Annotated in this window: 15 protein-coding genes and 4 pseudogenes; 11 read left to right on the top strand and 8 right to left on the bottom strand. The window is 48.8% G+C overall.

The features are described 5' to 3' along the window. Window positions 1-9: 9 nt before the first annotated feature. The 8 genes and pseudogenes from ATN88_RS15675 to ATN88_RS15640 all read right to left on the bottom strand — a co-directional run bounded on the left by ATN88_RS15675 (window position 10) and on the right by ATN88_RS15640 (window position 7,386). A pseudogene (locus tag ATN88_RS15675) lies at window positions 10-1,357 on the bottom strand (FliI/YscN family ATPase). Next, a complete protein-coding gene (fliH, locus tag ATN88_RS15670) occupies window positions 1,350-2,087 on the bottom strand; it encodes a flagellar assembly protein FliH (RefSeq protein ID WP_067418052.1) in 738 nt (245 codons plus the stop codon). The pseudogene ATN88_RS15675 and the gene fliH overlap by 8 nt, the downstream one beginning before the upstream one ends. 18 nt (window positions 2,088-2,105) lie before the next feature. Continuing rightward, a pseudogene (locus ATN88_RS15665) lies at window positions 2,106-3,123 on the bottom strand (flagellar motor switch protein FliG). Further along, window positions 3,086-4,834: a flagellar basal-body MS-ring/collar protein FliF gene (gene fliF / locus ATN88_RS15660; protein WP_067417884.1), complete on the bottom strand. Its 1,749-nt coding sequence runs from the start codon at window positions 4,832-4,834 to the stop codon at window positions 3,086-3,088. The pseudogene ATN88_RS15665 and the gene fliF overlap by 38 nt, the downstream one beginning before the upstream one ends. A gap of 3 nt (window positions 4,835-4,837) precedes the next feature. Further along, a complete protein-coding gene (locus ATN88_RS15655; RefSeq protein WP_067417881.1) occupies window positions 4,838-5,200 on the bottom strand; it encodes a flagellar hook-basal body complex protein FliE in 363 nt (120 codons plus the stop codon). Between the two features lie 12 nt (window positions 5,201-5,212). Continuing rightward, a pseudogene (locus tag ATN88_RS15650) lies at window positions 5,213-6,543 on the bottom strand (sigma-54-dependent transcriptional regulator). Further along, window positions 6,540-6,821, bottom strand: coding sequence for an OmpA family protein (locus ATN88_RS15645; RefSeq protein WP_198158391.1), 282 nt, complete (start codon window positions 6,819-6,821; stop codon window positions 6,540-6,542). The pseudogene ATN88_RS15650 and the gene ATN88_RS15645 overlap by 4 nt, the downstream one beginning before the upstream one ends. After that, window positions 6,766-7,386 carry a hypothetical protein gene (locus ATN88_RS15640; protein ID WP_067417875.1) on the bottom strand — a complete coding sequence of 207 codons (621 nt, stop codon included), beginning with the start codon at window positions 7,384-7,386 and terminating at the stop codon, window positions 6,766-6,768. Before ATN88_RS15640 ends, ATN88_RS15645 begins: the two co-directional genes overlap by 56 nt. A gap of 550 nt (window positions 7,387-7,936) precedes the next feature. Here ATN88_RS15640 and ATN88_RS15635 point away from each other — a divergent pair. The 11 genes and pseudogenes from ATN88_RS15635 (at window position 7,937) to ATN88_RS15585 (ending at window position 17,646) form a co-directional block, all read left to right on the top strand. Next, a complete protein-coding gene (locus ATN88_RS15635) occupies window positions 7,937-8,740 on the top strand; it encodes a FliM/FliN family flagellar motor switch protein (RefSeq protein WP_067417872.1) in 804 nt (267 codons plus the stop codon). A gap of 19 nt (window positions 8,741-8,759) precedes the next feature. Beyond that, window positions 8,760-9,119 carry a flagellar motor switch protein FliN gene (gene fliN, locus ATN88_RS15630; protein ID WP_198158393.1) on the top strand — a complete coding sequence of 120 codons (360 nt, stop codon included), beginning with the start codon at window positions 8,760-8,762 and terminating at the stop codon, window positions 9,117-9,119. A gap of 11 nt (window positions 9,120-9,130) precedes the next feature. Continuing rightward, on the top strand, window positions 9,131-9,889 hold the full coding sequence (fliP, locus tag ATN88_RS15625) for a flagellar type III secretion system pore protein FliP (protein ID WP_067417866.1): 759 nt from the start codon (window positions 9,131-9,133) through the stop codon (window positions 9,887-9,889). 8 nt (window positions 9,890-9,897) lie between these two features. Beyond that, complete coding sequence (fliQ, locus tag ATN88_RS15620) at window positions 9,898-10,167, top strand: flagellar biosynthesis protein FliQ (protein WP_067417863.1); 270 nt, start codon at window positions 9,898-9,900, stop codon at window positions 10,165-10,167. Beyond that, window positions 10,167-10,943: a flagellar biosynthetic protein FliR gene (fliR, locus tag ATN88_RS15615; RefSeq protein ID WP_067417860.1), complete on the top strand. Its 777-nt coding sequence runs from the start codon at window positions 10,167-10,169 to the stop codon at window positions 10,941-10,943. Before fliQ ends, fliR begins: the two co-directional genes overlap by 1 nt. Continuing rightward, window positions 10,940-12,066: pseudogene (flhB, locus tag ATN88_RS15610) on the top strand (flagellar biosynthesis protein FlhB). Before fliR ends, flhB begins: the two are co-directional and overlap by 4 nt. A gap of 29 nt (window positions 12,067-12,095) precedes the next feature. After that, window positions 12,096-14,189, top strand: a complete 2,094-nt coding sequence (gene flhA, locus ATN88_RS15605; protein WP_067417857.1) for a flagellar biosynthesis protein FlhA — start codon at window positions 12,096-12,098, stop codon at window positions 14,187-14,189. A 19-nt stretch (window positions 14,190-14,208) separates the two neighbouring features. Further along, entirely contained in the window at window positions 14,209-15,036 is an 828-nt protein-coding gene (locus tag ATN88_RS15600) for a diguanylate phosphodiesterase (protein ID WP_067418048.1), read from the top strand. 143 nt (window positions 15,037-15,179) lie between these two features. Beyond that, window positions 15,180-16,022 carry a lateral flagellin LafA gene (lafA, locus tag ATN88_RS15595; protein ID WP_067417853.1) on the top strand — a complete coding sequence of 281 codons (843 nt, stop codon included), beginning with the start codon at window positions 15,180-15,182 and terminating at the stop codon, window positions 16,020-16,022. Window positions 16,023-16,082: 60 nt separating this feature from the next. Further along, the gene (locus tag ATN88_RS15590; RefSeq protein ID WP_067417850.1) at window positions 16,083-17,396 is read left to right on the top strand and encodes a 6-hydroxymethylpterin diphosphokinase MptE-like protein; all 1,314 of its coding nucleotides are present in this window, start codon (window positions 16,083-16,085) and stop codon (window positions 17,394-17,396) included. Beyond that, the gene (locus ATN88_RS15585) at window positions 17,389-17,646 is read left to right on the top strand and encodes a hypothetical protein (protein WP_067417847.1); all 258 of its coding nucleotides are present in this window, start codon (window positions 17,389-17,391) and stop codon (window positions 17,644-17,646) included. Before ATN88_RS15590 ends, ATN88_RS15585 begins: the two co-directional genes overlap by 8 nt. Window positions 17,647-17,723: the final 77 nt, after the last annotated feature.

The raw sequence follows: 17,723 nt of genomic DNA, 5'->3' as shown, positions 1-17,723 counted from the left end.
GCTCTGTCCTTATTGTGGCGATTGAAAAAGCTGTGCAAGTGATGTCAGGCTGGTGACATAGTCAGATTGTTCGTCCACGGCTTGGACCAAATAGTTTTTCAGAAGGGGATACAAGGAAACAGCTCTGTCGAGTTCGGGATCCTGCCCCGGCTGATATCCGCCTAATGGCAGAAGCTCTTTCACTTGCAGATAGTTTGAAACCATGGCGCGAAACTGATTGGCAATAGTAGTGTGAGAGCTTGGGTACATGCTGACATACAGCGACTGATCGACGCGTTAATGTCTATTGCAGGAAAGTGCCCTTGCTCTGCGAGCTGACGCGATAAAACCACATGCCCATCGAGAATCGCCCGTGCAGAGTCCACAACCGGATCTTGCTGATCATCACCTTCAGCCAATACTGTGTAGATAGCCGTCAAGCTCCCTTCTTGGTTTTCACCATTTCCCGCTCTTTCCAATAACTGGGGTAACAGGCAGAATACCGACGGCGGATAACCACGAGATGCAGGCGCTCGCCCAATGACAATGCAATTTCTCGCTGTGCCATCGCGTAACGCGTCAATGAGTCCATCAGCATTAGTACATCTTTACCTTGGTCCCGGAAGTACTCAGCAGCTCGGTGACAAAGCAACGTGGCACGAAGACGCATAAGCGGCGATTCATCGGCAGGTGCCGCAATAACGATCGCTTTCTTTCTCGCGTCTGGTGTCAGGTTTCGCTCGATGAATTCGCGCACTTCTCGTCCACGCTCACCGATGAGCCCCACCACAATCACATCCGCTTCCGTGTTTTTGGTGATCATGCCCATCAAGACGCTCTTGCCAACACCACTGCCCGCCATCAAACCAATCCGTTGCCCTTTGCCGATAGTTAGCAATCCGTTAATGGCACGGACACCAACATCCAACGGGGAATCGACAGGACGACGTTTTAGCGGGTTGATCGATTTTGGCTCAAGCGATACTCGCTCACCGCCTTTTATTTCTGGACCATCGTCGATGGCTTCTCCCTGGCCATTTAGCACACGGCCAAGCCACTGGCTGCTGATTTGAACCGTGCTGTCGCCCTCCAACGGAATCACCTTCGCACCGGCAAAAAGGCCACCAAGACGGCGAATTGGCATCAAGAAAGCCACATTGTGCTCAAAACCCACAACCTGCGCTTCAATCATGTCACCTTCGGCAGTTTCTACGAGGCAACGCTGCTCCAGCTTGAATCGACACCCTACCGCTTGCAGCATGAGGCCATTCACTTTGATCAGGCGGCCTGTCACACGAGCAATAGGCACAGAATCGAGTGAAGCAATCGCTTCACTCATTCGCTCTGACAACAGTTCGTGAGCCAGTGCCTTACTCACTCACCACCTCTTCTAATTCAGGGTGCACGTTGACTTCTTCCAGCAGGTGTTGCTTTACGTTATCCATGCAAGCTTGCAGCCTTGAATCGCAACTGGCATCCGCTTCTGCATCTTCTGTCACAAGATGCACACCACCGACTGGCAACTCAGTGTTGGCCACCAGTTTCCAGTTAGACGGTAAATCACGATTGATATTGGTGATACGTTCTAGATCCTGAGGGTTGAGATGCACCGTCACTTTCTCCGACTTGCCTGGCAAAGACTCTAGTGTTTCGTCCACCAGTGTCAGTATTTGCTGTGGCATCAAGGTCAGTTCGGCGCGGATCACCTGTTGCGCGACCTTTTGTACTAACTCGCAAATCATATGGCGTTGCTGCTGTTCGCGTTCTGTTTGCCACTCGGAAAGGCGGTGGAACAATTCATTGACTGGCGTAATAGCCTCGATGAAAGCCTGTTTGCCAGCGTGCTCACCAGTAACTAAACCTTTTTGAAATCCTTCATTTTGGCCTTCTGAAAAGCCATGCTGCTTACCCTGTTCAACACCTTGACGGAAACCTTCTTGATGACCTTGTTCAAGCCCTTGTTGGAATCCCGCTTCTAGTTGCTGCTGAATATCCAACTGCGCATCTTGCCAACCTGCATCCATGCCCAGTTCAGAAGGTGCAGCAACCAAAGGTTTCGCCAAAGGAGGAAAGCGATGCACACGATAGCCACTTGGGGGCACTTTCATGAATTTATTGGTCATGCCTTACTCCACCGTGACTTCTTGATACAACATCAGCTCAATTTCACCGGCTTCGCTTAGGCCACGAACCACATCCATGATTTCTTGACGTGCCGTTTCAACACGGCTCAGAGGCACAGGCCCTCTCGCCTGCATGTCGTCTTCCAACGCCTTCGCCATGCGTTGTGGCATAGAACGTTTGATCGCCTGTTGAAGCGTGATTTCGGCACCTTTAAGCGCAATACTCCAAAGCTCAATTGGAATTTGCTGCACCATTTTGTCGAGTGTTTCTTCACTCTGACGGCCAAGCACCATGAAGTCGAACATATTCTGCTCAATTTCATTCGCCACGGATTCATCATGAAGCTTCAACATTTCCATCAGTGTTGCACGGTCGCCTTCAAAGCGGTTGATGATGTCAGCCACTTGCTTAATACCGGACAGCGGTGCTGCCTGAGTCACGGACACTTGAGCGATACAGCGTTCAATCAAGTCATTTAAATCATGCACAACCTGATGGTCGATATCTTGCAATCTCGCAATGCGATAAAGCAGTTCATCGTGATAGTCCACTGGCAGATGCTTTAACACTGCCGAGGAGCTATCGGCAGGCAAGTAGCGAGAAAAATGGCCTGCATTTGTGGGTGTTCATTCGCAATGAAACGCGCCAGTACTTCAGATTCGACCCACTGCAATCGCTGCATGTTGTTTCGAATTTCATCGCCGTACAAGTTGTTCAGTAGGCTTTCGCCAAGTCGTTACCCAGAGCTTTACGTAGCGTATTCGACAGGTATTCTTTTGATGCACCGCGAATACCACTGTGCAGACGAAAGTCTTCGAAAAACTGTTGAATGATGGTTTTCGCACTGTCACTTTGAATGCCCGACAGATGCGCCATAGCGCGTGTCACTCGCTGCGTTTCTTCTCGGCTAAAGTGTTGAAGCACCTTCGCCGCCGCATCCTCACCCATGCCAAGCAACACCAGTGCGGTGCGCTCGACGTGATTAAGCTGTTGTTTCTGCTTTGACTGTGCTGTGTTCATTCACATTTACCCATTGTTTCAATATTTCAGCAACGCGCGCTGGTTCTTCATTTGCAATCAATTGAAGGTGCTTCAGTTGAATTTCCAACGGTGAACCCGGAGGTGGCAGCATTTCATTGCCCACATCCAAGCCAGAGCTCACAGCGATACCTTTTTCTGAAAGACGACGGTTAATCGCTTCTTCTCTCTCACGTTCTTCACGTGTTTGCAGATTTTCGTAAGTGATGTCTTCCGGCGCATCGGCAAACTCCAACTCTTTGTTGCGTCGGTCAGAGCCCGTGAGGTGCATGATGAGAGGGCGCAAGACGAAGAAAATCATCGCCATGCCTAGCATGCCGCCAATCACGTAGCGAAGAGGTTGTTGAATTGCCGAATCTTGCCACCAAGGCAATGCTGCAGGCGCATCGATCTCGATTGGCGTAAAGTTAAAGCTCATCAGGCTAATGCTGTCACCACGCGCGGCAGAAATACCCACCGCGTCAGACAACATGGTCGATATTTGGATGCGCTCTTCGTCTGTCCATGCAGTGCCGTTGGGAGCAACCGCCGAGTTTAATAGCACTGAAACGCTCAGTTTTTCGACCTGTCCTTGTTGGTATTGCGTACGACGAATGCTGCTGCCTACTGCATATTGGCGATTGATTTCAGAACGCGCATTGGTGTTGGTACTGTCTTCGGTTGGTACTTCACCTGTCACTGGCGGTTGATTGCTCAGCGAGCCCGGCATACCCAACGCAATTTGGTCGATAGAGTTGTTCTGAATAGTGTGTTCGTTACGCACCACAGGCGAGGTATCGAGGATTTCTTGCGTTTCCTCAACTTGGCTGAAGTTCATGTCTGCCGCGACCTGCACACGGAAATTCGCAGGACCCACAATCGGCGTCAGCATGTCAGAGGCACGTTGGATTACCTGTTTCTCAACACTTTTTTGATACTCCAAGTATTTTGCATTCACTTTCCCAGCTTCTGCCGAGGCAACGTCTGCGCTCAGCAATCGACCAAATTGGTCAATCACAGACACAAACTCAGCCTTCATTCCCGTTACGCTGCCGACGACCAAGTTGATGATGGCTTCAACCTGTTCAGGTTTCAGATCTTCTCCCGGTTTGATTTCCAGCATCACTGACGCAGAAGGGTTTTCGGCATTCTGACGAACAAACAAGGTTTGACGAGGAATCGCTAAGTGGACGCGTGCATTTGATACAGCGTTCAGCGAAATGATAGTGCGGACTAACTCCCCTTCTAGACCGTGTCTGTAGCGCGCCGTTTCCATGAACTGGCTCGTACCCAGTGAGCTGTCTTCTTTCAATGAATCGAGACCCGTTGGCAGTTTGGCTTTTACCCCTTTGGCAGCCAGCAGCATACGAATGCGCGCCACCTCGCCTTCTGGCACGAGCACTTGTCCGTTCTGCTCTTGCAATCGGTAGCTGATCCCTTCTGTTTCCAACACAGACACAATCTCGCCAATGTCGAAACGTTCTTGCTGAGAATACAGAGGTCGGAAAGTCTGAGACGAGCTCCATAACGCAACCACAATGATGGCGGCTACGATGGCTGCCATGACCGCTGAGAGCACGAGATTGCGTTGACTGCTAGACCAGAGGTTCTTGGCTTTCTTAACCCACTCGTTATCTGCTTTTGCGGAAGAGAATTGCGAAGAAGACGGAACAGATGTTGGGGACGTTGCTATTTGTGTTGAAATTTCAGACATGTATTACACCGGCATCTTCATGATTTCGTCAATTGAGCTCACCACCTTGTTACGCACTTGCATCAAGGCATTGAACGACAAACTCGCTTTTTGGCTGGCCACCATGGCACCGACCAAATCATCACTTTGCCCCAACTCAACCGCAGTCATTTTTTTGCTCGCATCTGATTGGTGTGCGTTAACCGCATCCAAGACATTCGAGACAGCTTGGGAAAAAGAAAGTGGCGCGTTGTTGGTCATCTCGACTCGATCGAGCGGGTTTGCCGATACCACGAAATCAGGTTGAACATGCTGTTTCATCATGTCCATCTTCGACAACATGAGCTGCTCGGCATTCATCGCATTGGTTATAGAGTTATTTGCCATGTTTCACCTCGTTTACGCAGCCGAACCCAGTGCCGACTGAAGATCAATTCCTTGTTCACGCATTGCCGCCAACTTGTAGCGCAATGCTCGAGTAGTGACGCCTAGCGCATCTGCCGTTTTAGTGCGGTTGCCACCAAACTGACGCAGCTTTTCCAAAATGAATTGGAATTCCGCATGCTTTTTCGCTTCCACATGACCCAAGTGCTCAGTGCGATGCAAGGGTTGGACTGAACATCCAGCGCCTTCAGGCAACATCAAGTCTTGCGCTGTCACAAAGTCACCATGGCGCATTACCAAAGCACGTTGAATCACGTTTTCGAGCTCTCGGATATTTCCCGGCCACTCGTATTGGCTGAGCGCAGAAAGGGCATCAGAGGCTAGGTGGCATTTGCTGCCGTCTTGGTATTTTTCAATGAAGAATCGGGCAATAGGGAGAATGTCCTCCTGACGCTCGCGCAAAGGAGGCCAATGCAATGGCAACACATCGAGACGGTAGTAGAGGTCCTCTCGGAACGTCCCTTTCTGCACTTCCAAGCGAAGGTCTTTGTTGGTGGCGGCGATAACGCGGATATCGAGCTGAATCGCTTTGTGGCTACCTACGCGTTCAACCTCTCGCTCTTGAAGAACACGCAATAGTTTGGCTTGAACCGCTGGCGACATTTCACCGATTTCATCGAGTAAAATCGTACCGCCGTTGGCTTCTTCAAACTTACCACTTTGTGATTGCAGCGCGCCTGTAAACGCACCTTTTACGTGACCGAACAACACTGCTTCTAGCATTGATTCTGGGATTGCCGCACAGTTAACAGCGATGAAAGGACCATGTTTACGGGAGGAGTGCTCATGGACATATCGTGCCAGCACTTCTTTGCCCGTGCCTGACTCACCCGTGATCAGCACACTCGCGCTCGTGCACGCTGCGCGATGCGCTAACTGTAAAACCTGCTTGCTTCGCCAGGATTCAGCAACGATGTTTGCCATCGGACGTCCCAAAGCCTCAACACGTTGCAATAGATTCAGCAGTTGGTTCGGCTCGAAAGGCTTTAACAGGTAATCTGTGGCACCTGCTTTCATGGTGTCCGCCGCAAGAACGCCTCATCTTGCTCAACAATCGCAATCGCGACCCCTTTGGTATCTTGTCTTTGGTGACATGCCACCCAGTCGCGAACACTCATGTCAGGCAGGTTAGAACTGACCAACGAAATCGTCGCTGATTCTCCCAATAAAGCACTGCGTCCCGTGCGCGCATGTTTTACGCTGTATCCTGCTTCTTTCAGCACATCAATGACAGATAGCGCAACGTGTTCGTTTGGCTCTACCAACAGAATGTCCGTTTTCTTCATTTTTGAACCTTTGCCGTTTCGTTGGTTGTTGTTTTTGTTGTGTTTGCTTTGTCTGCTTCGCTCGTCACACGGTCGGTGTCCATCACCAGCCTTAGTGTGACGCGTCGATTTTTTTGTCTGCCTTCTGCATTCTCATTGCTGGCAATCGGGTATCTTTCTCCGTGGGCTCGCACTTCCAGCATTGCTTTATCAATGCCCATAGATTCCAAAACACGGGCAACTTCATCCGCACGCGCTTTGGGACGTTTTAAGGTTTGCAACGCGACTGCCGATGGCATCCGTGTGACCATCGATCAGTACTTTCTCGACAGATGGGTCGAGCACAACGTAGCTGCGAAAGGCAGAAAGAATGTTTTTTTGTTCTTGGAGCAGCACTGACTGTCCATGCGCGAAAGTCAGCTCAAGTGTTCGTGCATCTTCATACGCCATTTCTGGCAGTTTTGCTGTGCATGAGGAAAACGCCGTGACAGCGTCACGGACTCTGATGCTGGGAATGACAAGATTCAACGCAGGGGCTTGCTGGTTCTGGAAACTGACCTGAATCCACTCTCCATTCGCAACATGGTTCACAAGCTCCTTAATGCCTTGGGAAAACACATAGTGGCCAGAACCGTTCTTCGCCGCAGAGGCTGAAATAAAACGTTTCTCAGCCAAGTTTTTCCAAGGAGGACTGATCGTGTAGAGGTTTGTGCCGTGGTAAGTGTTATTTTCTTTGGTTTGAATCTCGAAACTAATCTTATTACCCGGAAGAGAGCGGAAGTAAAACTTCCCATATTTTGTTTCCGCATGGGAAAGAGAACATTCGTACCACTCCCCTTGATAAAACCAAGAAGAGATATCCATTGGAATCACGATCTCATTTTTCCCTTCTGCCTGTACATCTTTTACGACTAGAGAAAGAAAAAATAAAGGCAATATTACCTTTAGATTCGATCGAATATTTTCAGTCAGAATATTACCCAACTAATTCGTCCTACAATCGATAAATAACTTTTCACTCATGGAATGAAGATCACAGCACCATGCTGTCCTTCAAGACACTTAAGCAAGCTAAAAGTAATTGATATTTATTAGTAAACGACCAGGTAAAGCCCTAGTTGCCTTTATTAATATTTATATTATTAGAGTAATTCTTGGCGAGTTATTAACATTATTGGTGTAAAAATGTCACTAAAACAAAACTCACCATTTGGATAGCACACCGGAAGTTACCTGCTATTTTATTTTTATAAAAGTGCTTCAATTAGGATAAAACGAACATGTGAACTAAGGTCACACTGTTAAAATCAATCACTAAAATCAAAATAAAAACCCTGTATAAACTGAGTCTCAATAAAAGCCACACCCATATTTCGGTTGTGTGTCTGTATAATTCTAAGTGGTAACTACGTTAATGGTAATGACAGCCCCATCGTCTAAACCAGAGTTTCAATCGGTCGATTTAGAACTGCTGGGTAAACCTATCCATACTGTTCGAGATAACCTTGAAGCGATTATTCACGCCTCCTGCCTATCCTTGTCGAATGCGCTACAAAGCTGGCTAAAAAGCAGTCTGATTGAAGTGACCTTAAATAGCGTCGCCCTCCACACCTTTCAAAACGGCAACGTTGAAAAAAGTCATGTCACCACCATGCGTCACTCAGGGAACGGCACGGCTTACCTAAGCATTGAACCTAACTTATTGGTGTCTCTGGCAGACCGCTTTTACGGTGCGACGATTGAGCGTGCAGAGCCAATCTTGACCAGTAGTGATATTCGACTGCAAGAACGCATTGCTAAGTTGGTGACTGCATGGATTGCGCCAGAGGAAATGTGGACAGTCAGTCCCTATGAGTTTGCAAACGGCATGGGGCTGCAGGCACGTTTTACCATCCAATTTGGCCAAAAGACCGGACACTTCTCTCTCACTCTCGAAGGGAAGCTCATCCACTCACTGATTGAGCAGCTTGGTCTAGAACGTCCAACCAATGTCGGAGAAGCATTCAACGACAAACTCACAACCACATCCGTGAGGTTGAACGTGCTGTTGAGCAAGAAAACCCTGCCATTGAGCGACGTTTTGTCCCTAAGCCCTAACGACATTTTGCCCATTGAGTTGCTTAACACCGTGCCCGTCAGCATTGGAAACGAGCAGCTATTTACAGGACGCGTGGCTGAGCAAGACGGCCAACTTGTATTGATTTTGAACGACGACTGAGGATTTTGACGTGAGTGCTATGCCTGAAACACCTTCTTTCAACGCCGATGACCTGAATTTTGATGATTTTCAGCTGGAAGATTTTGACTCGCCTGTCGCCGAAGCGGTGAAGTCCGTTCCTGAGCGTGATTTGAGCTTCTTTAAGAAAATCCCTGTGACCGTCACCCTAGAAGTTGCCAGTAAGGAAATTGCGCTGGGCGACCTGATGAAAGCCGGAGAAGGCTCGGTGATTGAGCTGGACAAGCTTAACGGTGAACCGCTGGATGTAAAAGTGAACGGGTCTCTGATGGGCCACGCTGAAGTCGTTATCGTGAACGAAAAGTACGGTCTCCGCTTGATCAATGTTATCGATTCAGCACTCGCGGGAATGGGTAAATAAGTTTAATTCACATGGTCATGTCTCGTCTCTTGCAATGGGCAGTACCTGCCCTTCTGATATTGTCTGTTGTTTCAGCCTTCCCCGCGTTGGCATCGGAATCTGGCCTCACGATTTTGTCGGTCACCGACGGTGACACTCAGCAAGAATACAGCGTAAAACTACAAATTCTCCTATTGATGACGGCACTGAGCTTTCTGCCAGCTTTCATTCTGATGGGGACCAGTTTCACTCGCATCATCGTCGTGTTGGCCATTTTGCGTCAGGCACTTGGCCTTCAGCAAAGCCCGCCAAACCGAGTACTGGTTGGCATTGCGCTGGCATTGACACTGCTAATCATGCGTCCGGTGTGGACGGACATTTACCACAACGCATTCAAACCTTACGACAAGGGTGACATCACGCTAGTACAGGCTTTCTCGAAAGCAGAAAAGCCCGTGCGTGATTTTATGTTGGCGCAGACACATCAAACCGCACTTGAACAAATGCTGCGGATTGCTGACGAGCCTTTAGACCAAAACGTTGAAGATATTTCCTTCGCAGTGGTGCTTCCGGCATTCGTTATCAGCGAGCTCAAAACCGCATTTCAAATTGGATTCATGTTGTTTATTCCTTTTTTGATCATCGATTTGGTGGTCGCTAGTGTGCTCATGGCAATGGGTATGATGATGCTCTCCCCCCTTATCATTTCGTTGCCGTTTAAACTGGTTGTCTTTGTTCTCGCTGATGGCTGGACAATGACAGTCGGCACCTTGTCGGCAAGTTTCGGGTAGTAACGCGCATGACTCCCGAACTTGTCGTCTCCCTTTTATCAAACGCCGTCTGGATGATCATTTTGATTGTCGGCGTACTCGTCGTACCCGGTTTGGTCGTGGGTTTGCTAATTGCGGTGTTTCAAGCGGCAACGCAAATCAATGAACAAACGTTGAGCTTTTTACCTCGTTTGATCGTGACGCTCTTGATGGTGATATTTGCAGGCCACTGGATGCTCAGAAAGCTGATGGAAATGTTCGCCTACCTGTTCGAAAACATCCCGGGAATGATTGGATAATGGCGATGACCTTTGCCGACCTTTCCGCGATACTCGGTCAACTTTGGTGGCCGTTTTTTCGTATTGGGGCTGCTTTTCTCTTCATGCCTTTTTTCGGTGATGGCCTTATTCCGTTATGGGTAAGAAGCCTGCTCGCATTGTCTATCGTCGTGATAACCGCTCCGCTCATGCCTACCATGCCTGCAGTGGATTTGTTTTCCTTCACCTCACTTTTTCTGGCATTCGAGCAGGCAATATGGGGTGTTTTCTTTGGCCTAATCTTGCACCTCTTTTTTGCCGTTTTCACCATGCTAGGGCAAATACTGTCGCTCCAGATGGGCTTGGCGATGGCCATCATGAACGACCCCGTAAACGGTGCTTCTGACGCCATCATTGGCCGTATCTTTCTGATTTTCTGTACCCTTCTTTTTCTCTCGCTTGAAGGGCATCTCATCGTTATCGATGTACTCATTCAAAGCTTCATCGTCTGGCCAGTTGGCTCTGGGATTTCGCACCTCTCGCTGCAAGGTGTCGTCAATATCTTCGGTTGGATGTTTGCAGCCGCATTGGCGTTAGCCTTACCGGCTATCGTTTCCATGTTACTTGCCAATATCAGCTTTGGTGTGATGAACCGAGCGGCACCGTCTCTCAATGTCTATGCACTAGGTTTCCCTATGACCATGCTATTGGGCCTGTTCAGCACCCTAATCACCATCACAGGTGTGCCAGACCGATATACGCAATTGGTACATGACACACTACGTCACTTGAACAGTTTTATGGCGGGGTCGCTATGAGTGAGCAATCCTCGCAGGACAAAACAGAAAAACCCTCGTCCCAAAAGATTAAAAAGGCACGAGACCAAGGACAGATCCGCGCGCGAAAGACTTCACTACCGCGATTATCTTTCTCGCGGTGAGCGTTTACTTCTATGCCAACCTTGATGACATCTGGCAGACAATCAATGGCGTGATGCGCTACAACATGTCACTGACCAAAGAAGATCTCGAAGACCCATTACGCGGCATTGAGCATGTTGGGCACAGCTTAGGCATCATCATCGACATTCTCTTGCCGATGTTCGTCATGATTATTCTCGCCGCGGTACTGAGCTCATTGATCCTTGGCGGTTGGATGTTTCGTCCGGCAAACGTTTTACCTGATCTCACCAAACTCAGCCCGCTCAAGGGCATCAAACGCATGTTTTCAACCCGTTCCTTGGTTGAATTGGTGAAATCCACCTTGAAGGTCACTGTGATTTCCGCCGTTCTTTACCTCTTTCTGAGCGACAACCTGCTGCCACTCTTGGGCATGCAGAACCTGCCGTTAAGCCAAGGTGTCGTGCAAATCATGGGGATCCTTTTTGAAGGTCTGTTGCTCATGGGGTTTGCCCTGCTTTTGTTTGGCGTCATCGATATTCCTTATCAACAGTGGGAACACGTGAAAGGACTTCGCATGACCAAACAAGAACTCAAAGAAGAATTCAAAAACAACGAAGGGCGACCTGAAGTTAAACAGCGCATTCGCCAAATCCAACAACAGTTTGCTCGCCGGCGTATCAACAAGGCTGTGCCAAATGCAGACGTAGTGATCACTAACCCAACGCATTATGCCGTTGCCCTGAAATACGACACCTCCATGTCTGACGCGCCTTTTGTGGTGGCCAAAGGCATCGATGAAACGGCCATGCACATTCAACGCATCGCCAGAGAAAACAATGTAGAAATCATTAATTCTCCCCCGCTTACGCGCGCCATTTATCACACAACGGCAATCGAGCAAGCCATTCCCAGCCAGCTCTATGTCGCCGTTGCGCACATTCTGACGTACGTGCTCCAGCTAAGGGCATTTCGTCAAGGAAGGGGCGACAAGCCCATGCCGCTTCCACATTTTTCTATCCCTAAACACCTTCAGCACTGAATGGAATGAAACACTAAGGACCACTCGATATGCTCAAACGGTTTAAACAATTCCAACAATCAGCCAGGGGACGACTCGTCATCCCTGTTGTGCTGCTCATGTTGCTGGCAATGGTCATTCTCCCGTTGCCACCACTCTTGTTGGACGCCTTGTTTACTTTCAACATTGTGTTGGCGATTCTCGTCTTGCTGGTCAGCACAACCGCGAAGCGACCGTTGGATTTTTCAATTTTCCCGACCATTTTGTTGGTTGCCACACTACTTCGCTTGGCCTTGAACGTCGCCTCAACCCGTATCGTTTTGCTAGAAGGTCATAATGGGCCAGATGCGGCTGGTAAGGTAATTCATGCTTTCGGTGAAGTGGTTATTGGTGGTAACTATGTCATCGGTATGGTGGTGTTCGTCATCTTGATGATCATTAACTTTGTCGTGATCACCAAAGGTGGAGAGCGTATTTCTGAAGTATCCGCGCGCTTTACCTTGGATGCGCTTCCGGGCAAACAGATGGCGATTGATGCCGACTTGAACGCGGGACTTATCGACCAAGAAACCGCCCGCCTTCGACGCAAAGAAGTGGCGAACGAAGCGGATTTTCATGGTTCGATGGACGGTGCATCTAAGTTCGTGCGAGGCGATGCTATCGCGGGGATGTTGATCCTGTTTATCAACCTGATTGGTGGTGTCAGCATTGGTGTGTTTGACCACGGCATGACAGGTTCAGAAGCAATGAAGACCTATGCCTTGCTCACCATCGGTGACGGCCTGGTTGCTCAGATCCCATCGCTGTTGCTGGCAACAGCCGCCGCAATCATCGTTACACGCATCAATGATTCTGACAACGACATGTCAGAAACGGTACGTAAGCAGTTACTCGCAACCCCTGCAACGCTCTACACCGTGGCGGGCATCATGTTTGTCATGGGTATCGTACCGGGCATGCCACATCTGGCATTCTTCTCTTTTGCAGCTGTGCTCGCGTTTGCGGGGTGGCGTCAAAGCAAAACGCCAGTAAAAGACGCGCAACTGGATGAAGTAGAAGCCATCTCCAAAGCCATGGTGCGTGAAGAAGAAACGCCGCTGAGCTGGGAAGACATTCCATACGTTCACACCTTGTCACTCGCCATTGGCTACCGCCTTGTTCATTTGGTCAACAAAGACCAAGGAGCCCCGCTTACCCAACGCATTCGCGGTGTGCGCAGAACCCTATCAGAACAGATTGGTTTCTTGCTCCCTGAAGTGCGTATTCGCGACAATCTGAGTCTTAAACCGAATCAATACACCATTGCGCTTAATGGTGAAGTCGTGGAGCAAGGCTTTATCGAGCCGGACCGTCTAATGGCGATTGCCGTGGGTGAAACCTACGGAGAGATTGACGGTATTTTAGGCAGCGATCCCGCCTACCAATTGCCAGCGGTTTGGATTGAACACAAAGACAAAGCAAAAGCCTTGAACATGGGTTATCAGGTGGTTGATGACAGCACCGTTATCGCGACACACATCAGTAAGGTGATGAAATCACACTTGGCCGATTTGTTTAACCATGATGATGTGGAAGCCATGAACCAACGCCTCACGCAACATGCGCCTAAACTCGCTCAAGCGTTGGGCGCAGCGTTGACGCCCGCACAGCAGCTTAAAGTCTACCGTCAGTTGCTGCTTGATCAAGTGCCGCTGCGTGACATCCGTGCTATCGCCAACACCATGCTGGAATCGTCCGAGAACACCAAAGACCCTATCCTCTTGGCAGCAGATGTCCGTTGTACGTTACGACGCACTTTGTTCAACCTGATTGCGGGACAGAAAAATGAGCTCTGCGTTTATACCTTGTCTGATGAGCTTGAAAAGATGCTGATGGCGTCCCTCCAGCAAGCACAAGCGAGTGGCCCCGTGATGCTCGACAGTTTCCCAATTGAGCCAAATATTTTAGGGCAGTTCCAACAAAATCTGCCGCTGATTCGCCAGCAACTCAAACAACAGGGCTTGGCACCTATCTTGTTGGTGATGCCGCAATTACGCCCACTGATTGCGCGATATGCACGTACCTTCACGCAAGGACTTGCTGTCCTTTCATACAATGAAGTCCCTGAAAATAAAAACATTAATGTGGTAGGTAACCTTGGCTAATTTCCCTCAGCTTATCGCAATGCGCCACACATTCAGGGCATTGATCAGAAAGCATGCAAAAACTGATGATGACAAATTGCTTTACGAGGCTTTGTCACAAAATGATGTTCATCATGTTTGTCAGGCGATTCGTGAAACACAGTCTGGTGAGGTCGCGTTTCAACACATGACTTTGCGCTTTGGAAGCAAAGGCGAGCAGAGTGTCTATCAGTTCGACTTGTCACAAGAGCTTAGGTACGCGCTGGATGTGTTCAGCTTGTACCTCGCGCTAAGGCAAAGTCGTTTTCAACTCGATACGTATCACCCTGATCTCATAAATAAAATTGTGGTGCCTGTCGATGCTGAAGCCCTGACATGGGCCAGTGGTCAAAGATTGCTAAACCAGATGATTAAATGCGATGCCGAAGCCTTTTCGTTTCTGATCCCATCACTGATCTTGCCGGAAGAAAAAGAAAGCCAGAGTGCCGTCGTACCCTTGTTGTCGAAGATGCGCGCGCATGCATCGGCACTTTGCTTTGATATTACCGAACCGAATAAAGATCTTTCTTTCATGGGGCAGTATTTACCTGACATGGTGAAGCTTGCGATTTCTCTTGAGCAAAAAGAAGACCGAGCGGCACTGTTGCCATTTATTCGCTTTTTTCGCTCACATCGACTTCCTTGGATAGCGGGTCGCGTCGCTTGCCAGAATGAGTTGAATCAATATCGCTTGCTGGGTGCCAGTCATTATTTCGGCTATTTCAGCGATATACCTACATCGATCTCGTTTAAAAGCTTCGAAAACTACGCCGATGAGCGCACTCAAAAACGGAGCGATAGCGAAGAAAGCAGCCAAACCGTGGAATAAAGATCACCGAATTGAACCAAAAACACGAAAAACGGTAATTTTTTAAATTAGTCAGTTAATCAACAACAATAAGCGTCCGCCTCTAGATAGTGAACAGGGAATATCCCGAAGCCTGTAAAGACAGTTAACCAAGGAGACTTACGATGGCTTTATCAATGCACACTAACTACGCGTCGCTTGTTACTCAAAACACGTTGAACAACACTAGCGGCCTGCTGAACACTGCGATGGAGCGTCTAAGCACCGGTTACCGCATCAACTCAGCAGCTGATGATGCAGCAGGCCTGCAAATCGCTAACCGTCTGGAAGCACAAACCCGTGGTATGAACGTTGCGATGCGCAACGCGCAAGACGGCATCTCTATGATGCAAACCGCGGAAGGTGCAATGGATGAAATGACCAACATCGTTTACCGCATGAGCGATTTGGCTACTCAATCTATGAACGGCTCTAACGGCGTTGATGAGCGTAACGCAATGGACGCAGAGTTTAAGCAGCTGTCTTCTGAGCTTGCAAACATCATGGAAAACACCTCTTTCGGTGGCAACAAATTGCTACAACAAGGCGCAGGCTTCGGCCAAACCACCAGCTTCCAAATTGGTGCGACCACGGCAGAAAAACTGACATTGAACGTTTCAACTGCACTGAAAAACATCAGTACCGCAATTACAGCTCTTGCTAGTATTTCTACTGCGGCTGCAGCATCAACGGCTCTGGCAAAACTAACCAGCACCGGTGGCCTTCTGCAAACTCTGGGTAATGCTCGTGCACAATTCGGTGCGAACATTAACCGTCTTGAGCACACCATCACCAACCTGGGCAACATGACTGAGAACACCTCTGCAGCAAAAGGCCGTATCACGGATGCAGACTTCGCAGTTGAATCTTCAAACATGACGAAGAACCAAATGTTGATGCAGGCAGGTACGACGGTACTGTCTCAGACTAACCAGCTACCAAGCATGGCAATGTCACTACTGCGCTAATACTCAGCTCTTCCAACCCCATCTTAGGATGGGGTTTTTTCGTTTGAATCACGGTAAACCATGACACCAATTTACTCCCAACACATAGAAACCATACGAGCACGTTGGCCAGATGTTGCCCAGAAACTGGATGATGCCTCAGTCGACACTTTGCATTTTGAAGTTATCGAAAAGAAGACGGTAACATTGACGGTCAACGGTATTCAGCTTGGGAGTGCCTACGACCCGATAGAAGAAGCCTTTCATTATCGAAGCCTCACCGAAGGAAGCGATTACCACGTTTGGGGGCTAGGAATGGGCAACGTGCCGACCTTGCTTTCGCATGATCAACATGCCTCTTCCATCAAGGTTTACATCTACAACGTCGCGCTTGCGAAGTTGGTACTGTCTTTGATCCCGCAAGCTTGGCTCAACGACCCTCGATTTACCTTAATCGTTGTCGAACAATCTGACAGCGATATCAACGCCCATGTCGCCAGTCTGACATGGCCGGGATGCATTATCATCAATGCAGACAAGGCTATCTCGCGCTTTTCTCACCAGTGGCTTTATTTTCGCATGGAAAACCGTTTGTTCGTTGCTCACGCCAATGCCAACTACTCACACAATGACGACAAATTCCTTCTGATTGAGGAAGAAAACAAGCCACTGCTGAAACGACTACAGTCCATCGATGTTTACATGCTATACCCTGTCGAAGACGCCATCTGTATTGGTGCTGGTCCTTCTCTGCTTAGCCATATCGAAGAACTCAAGCACGTTTACAACCGACCAAACAGACCGAAATTTATTGCTGCCGCGACAGCGTGCAGATGTCTTTTGGAGCACGGGATTAAACCTGATGTTGTCTTTGCTGTGGATATCGACATCCCGGATTCTTACATTCCGTATGACATTGCCAAAAACACTATCCTTGTTTTCGCAAGCAGGATGCCGAAGCGCATTTTCCAAAACTGGCAAGGTGAAAAATATTACTGCCACTTGGCAGAGCACACTTATGACCGTTTTGCAGAAACCTTACCTGTCGGCTTCAGACCTTTCGCCTTTGGTTCAGTGATTCACCCGCTTATCCATTGCACCTTGATGCAAGGTGCTAAGCGCGTGTCCTTTATTGGTTGTGACTTCGGCTTCCCCGGAGACATCATCCACGCTGGCATGGAAAACGATCCTAACGATCCGCATACAACGATGACTGAGCGCGTTGAAAACGGGCATGGCGAGCTTATCAAAACCTCTCCTGCTTACCGGATGTTTGGAACCGGCGTTGAAAACCTCATCAGTGCGTTCCCACAAACTACCTTTTTCAACTGGAGCCGAATGGGTGCCAAAATCTATGGCGCAAGCTACCTGAATGTGAGCGAAACGTATGACTGATAGCTTAATTTACTCAATGTTAACCAGAACATCAGACGTTTATTACTGTGGAGATCATCTTAGTGGCGACATCATGATGGCACAGTGTTTGAACCTGTTAAGCAAAACGTTCGCTGTAGAAACGCAACGCGGAAAGTTACTTGAAATATTGGCTGATATTAAAGAAGCGCGAGCCCGACAAGACTTCACCGCCTTGGGCGACATTTTCCGTCATGAAGTGATCCCGTATTTGTCACTACAATCCGAATGACACAGAAAAAACCTCCTCATCGGAGGTTTTTTTTCGAACCAACATCACCCTCCCCACCTAAACACTTCCCTCAATTC

It is taken from the genome of Enterovibrio coralii (assembly GCF_001559595.1).
GTDB classification, from domain to species: Bacteria; Pseudomonadota; Gammaproteobacteria; order Enterobacterales; family Vibrionaceae; genus Enterovibrio; species Enterovibrio coralii.
Note: the sequence above shows the minus strand (reverse complement) of the source record. Positions and strands in the feature narration are given on the sequence as shown.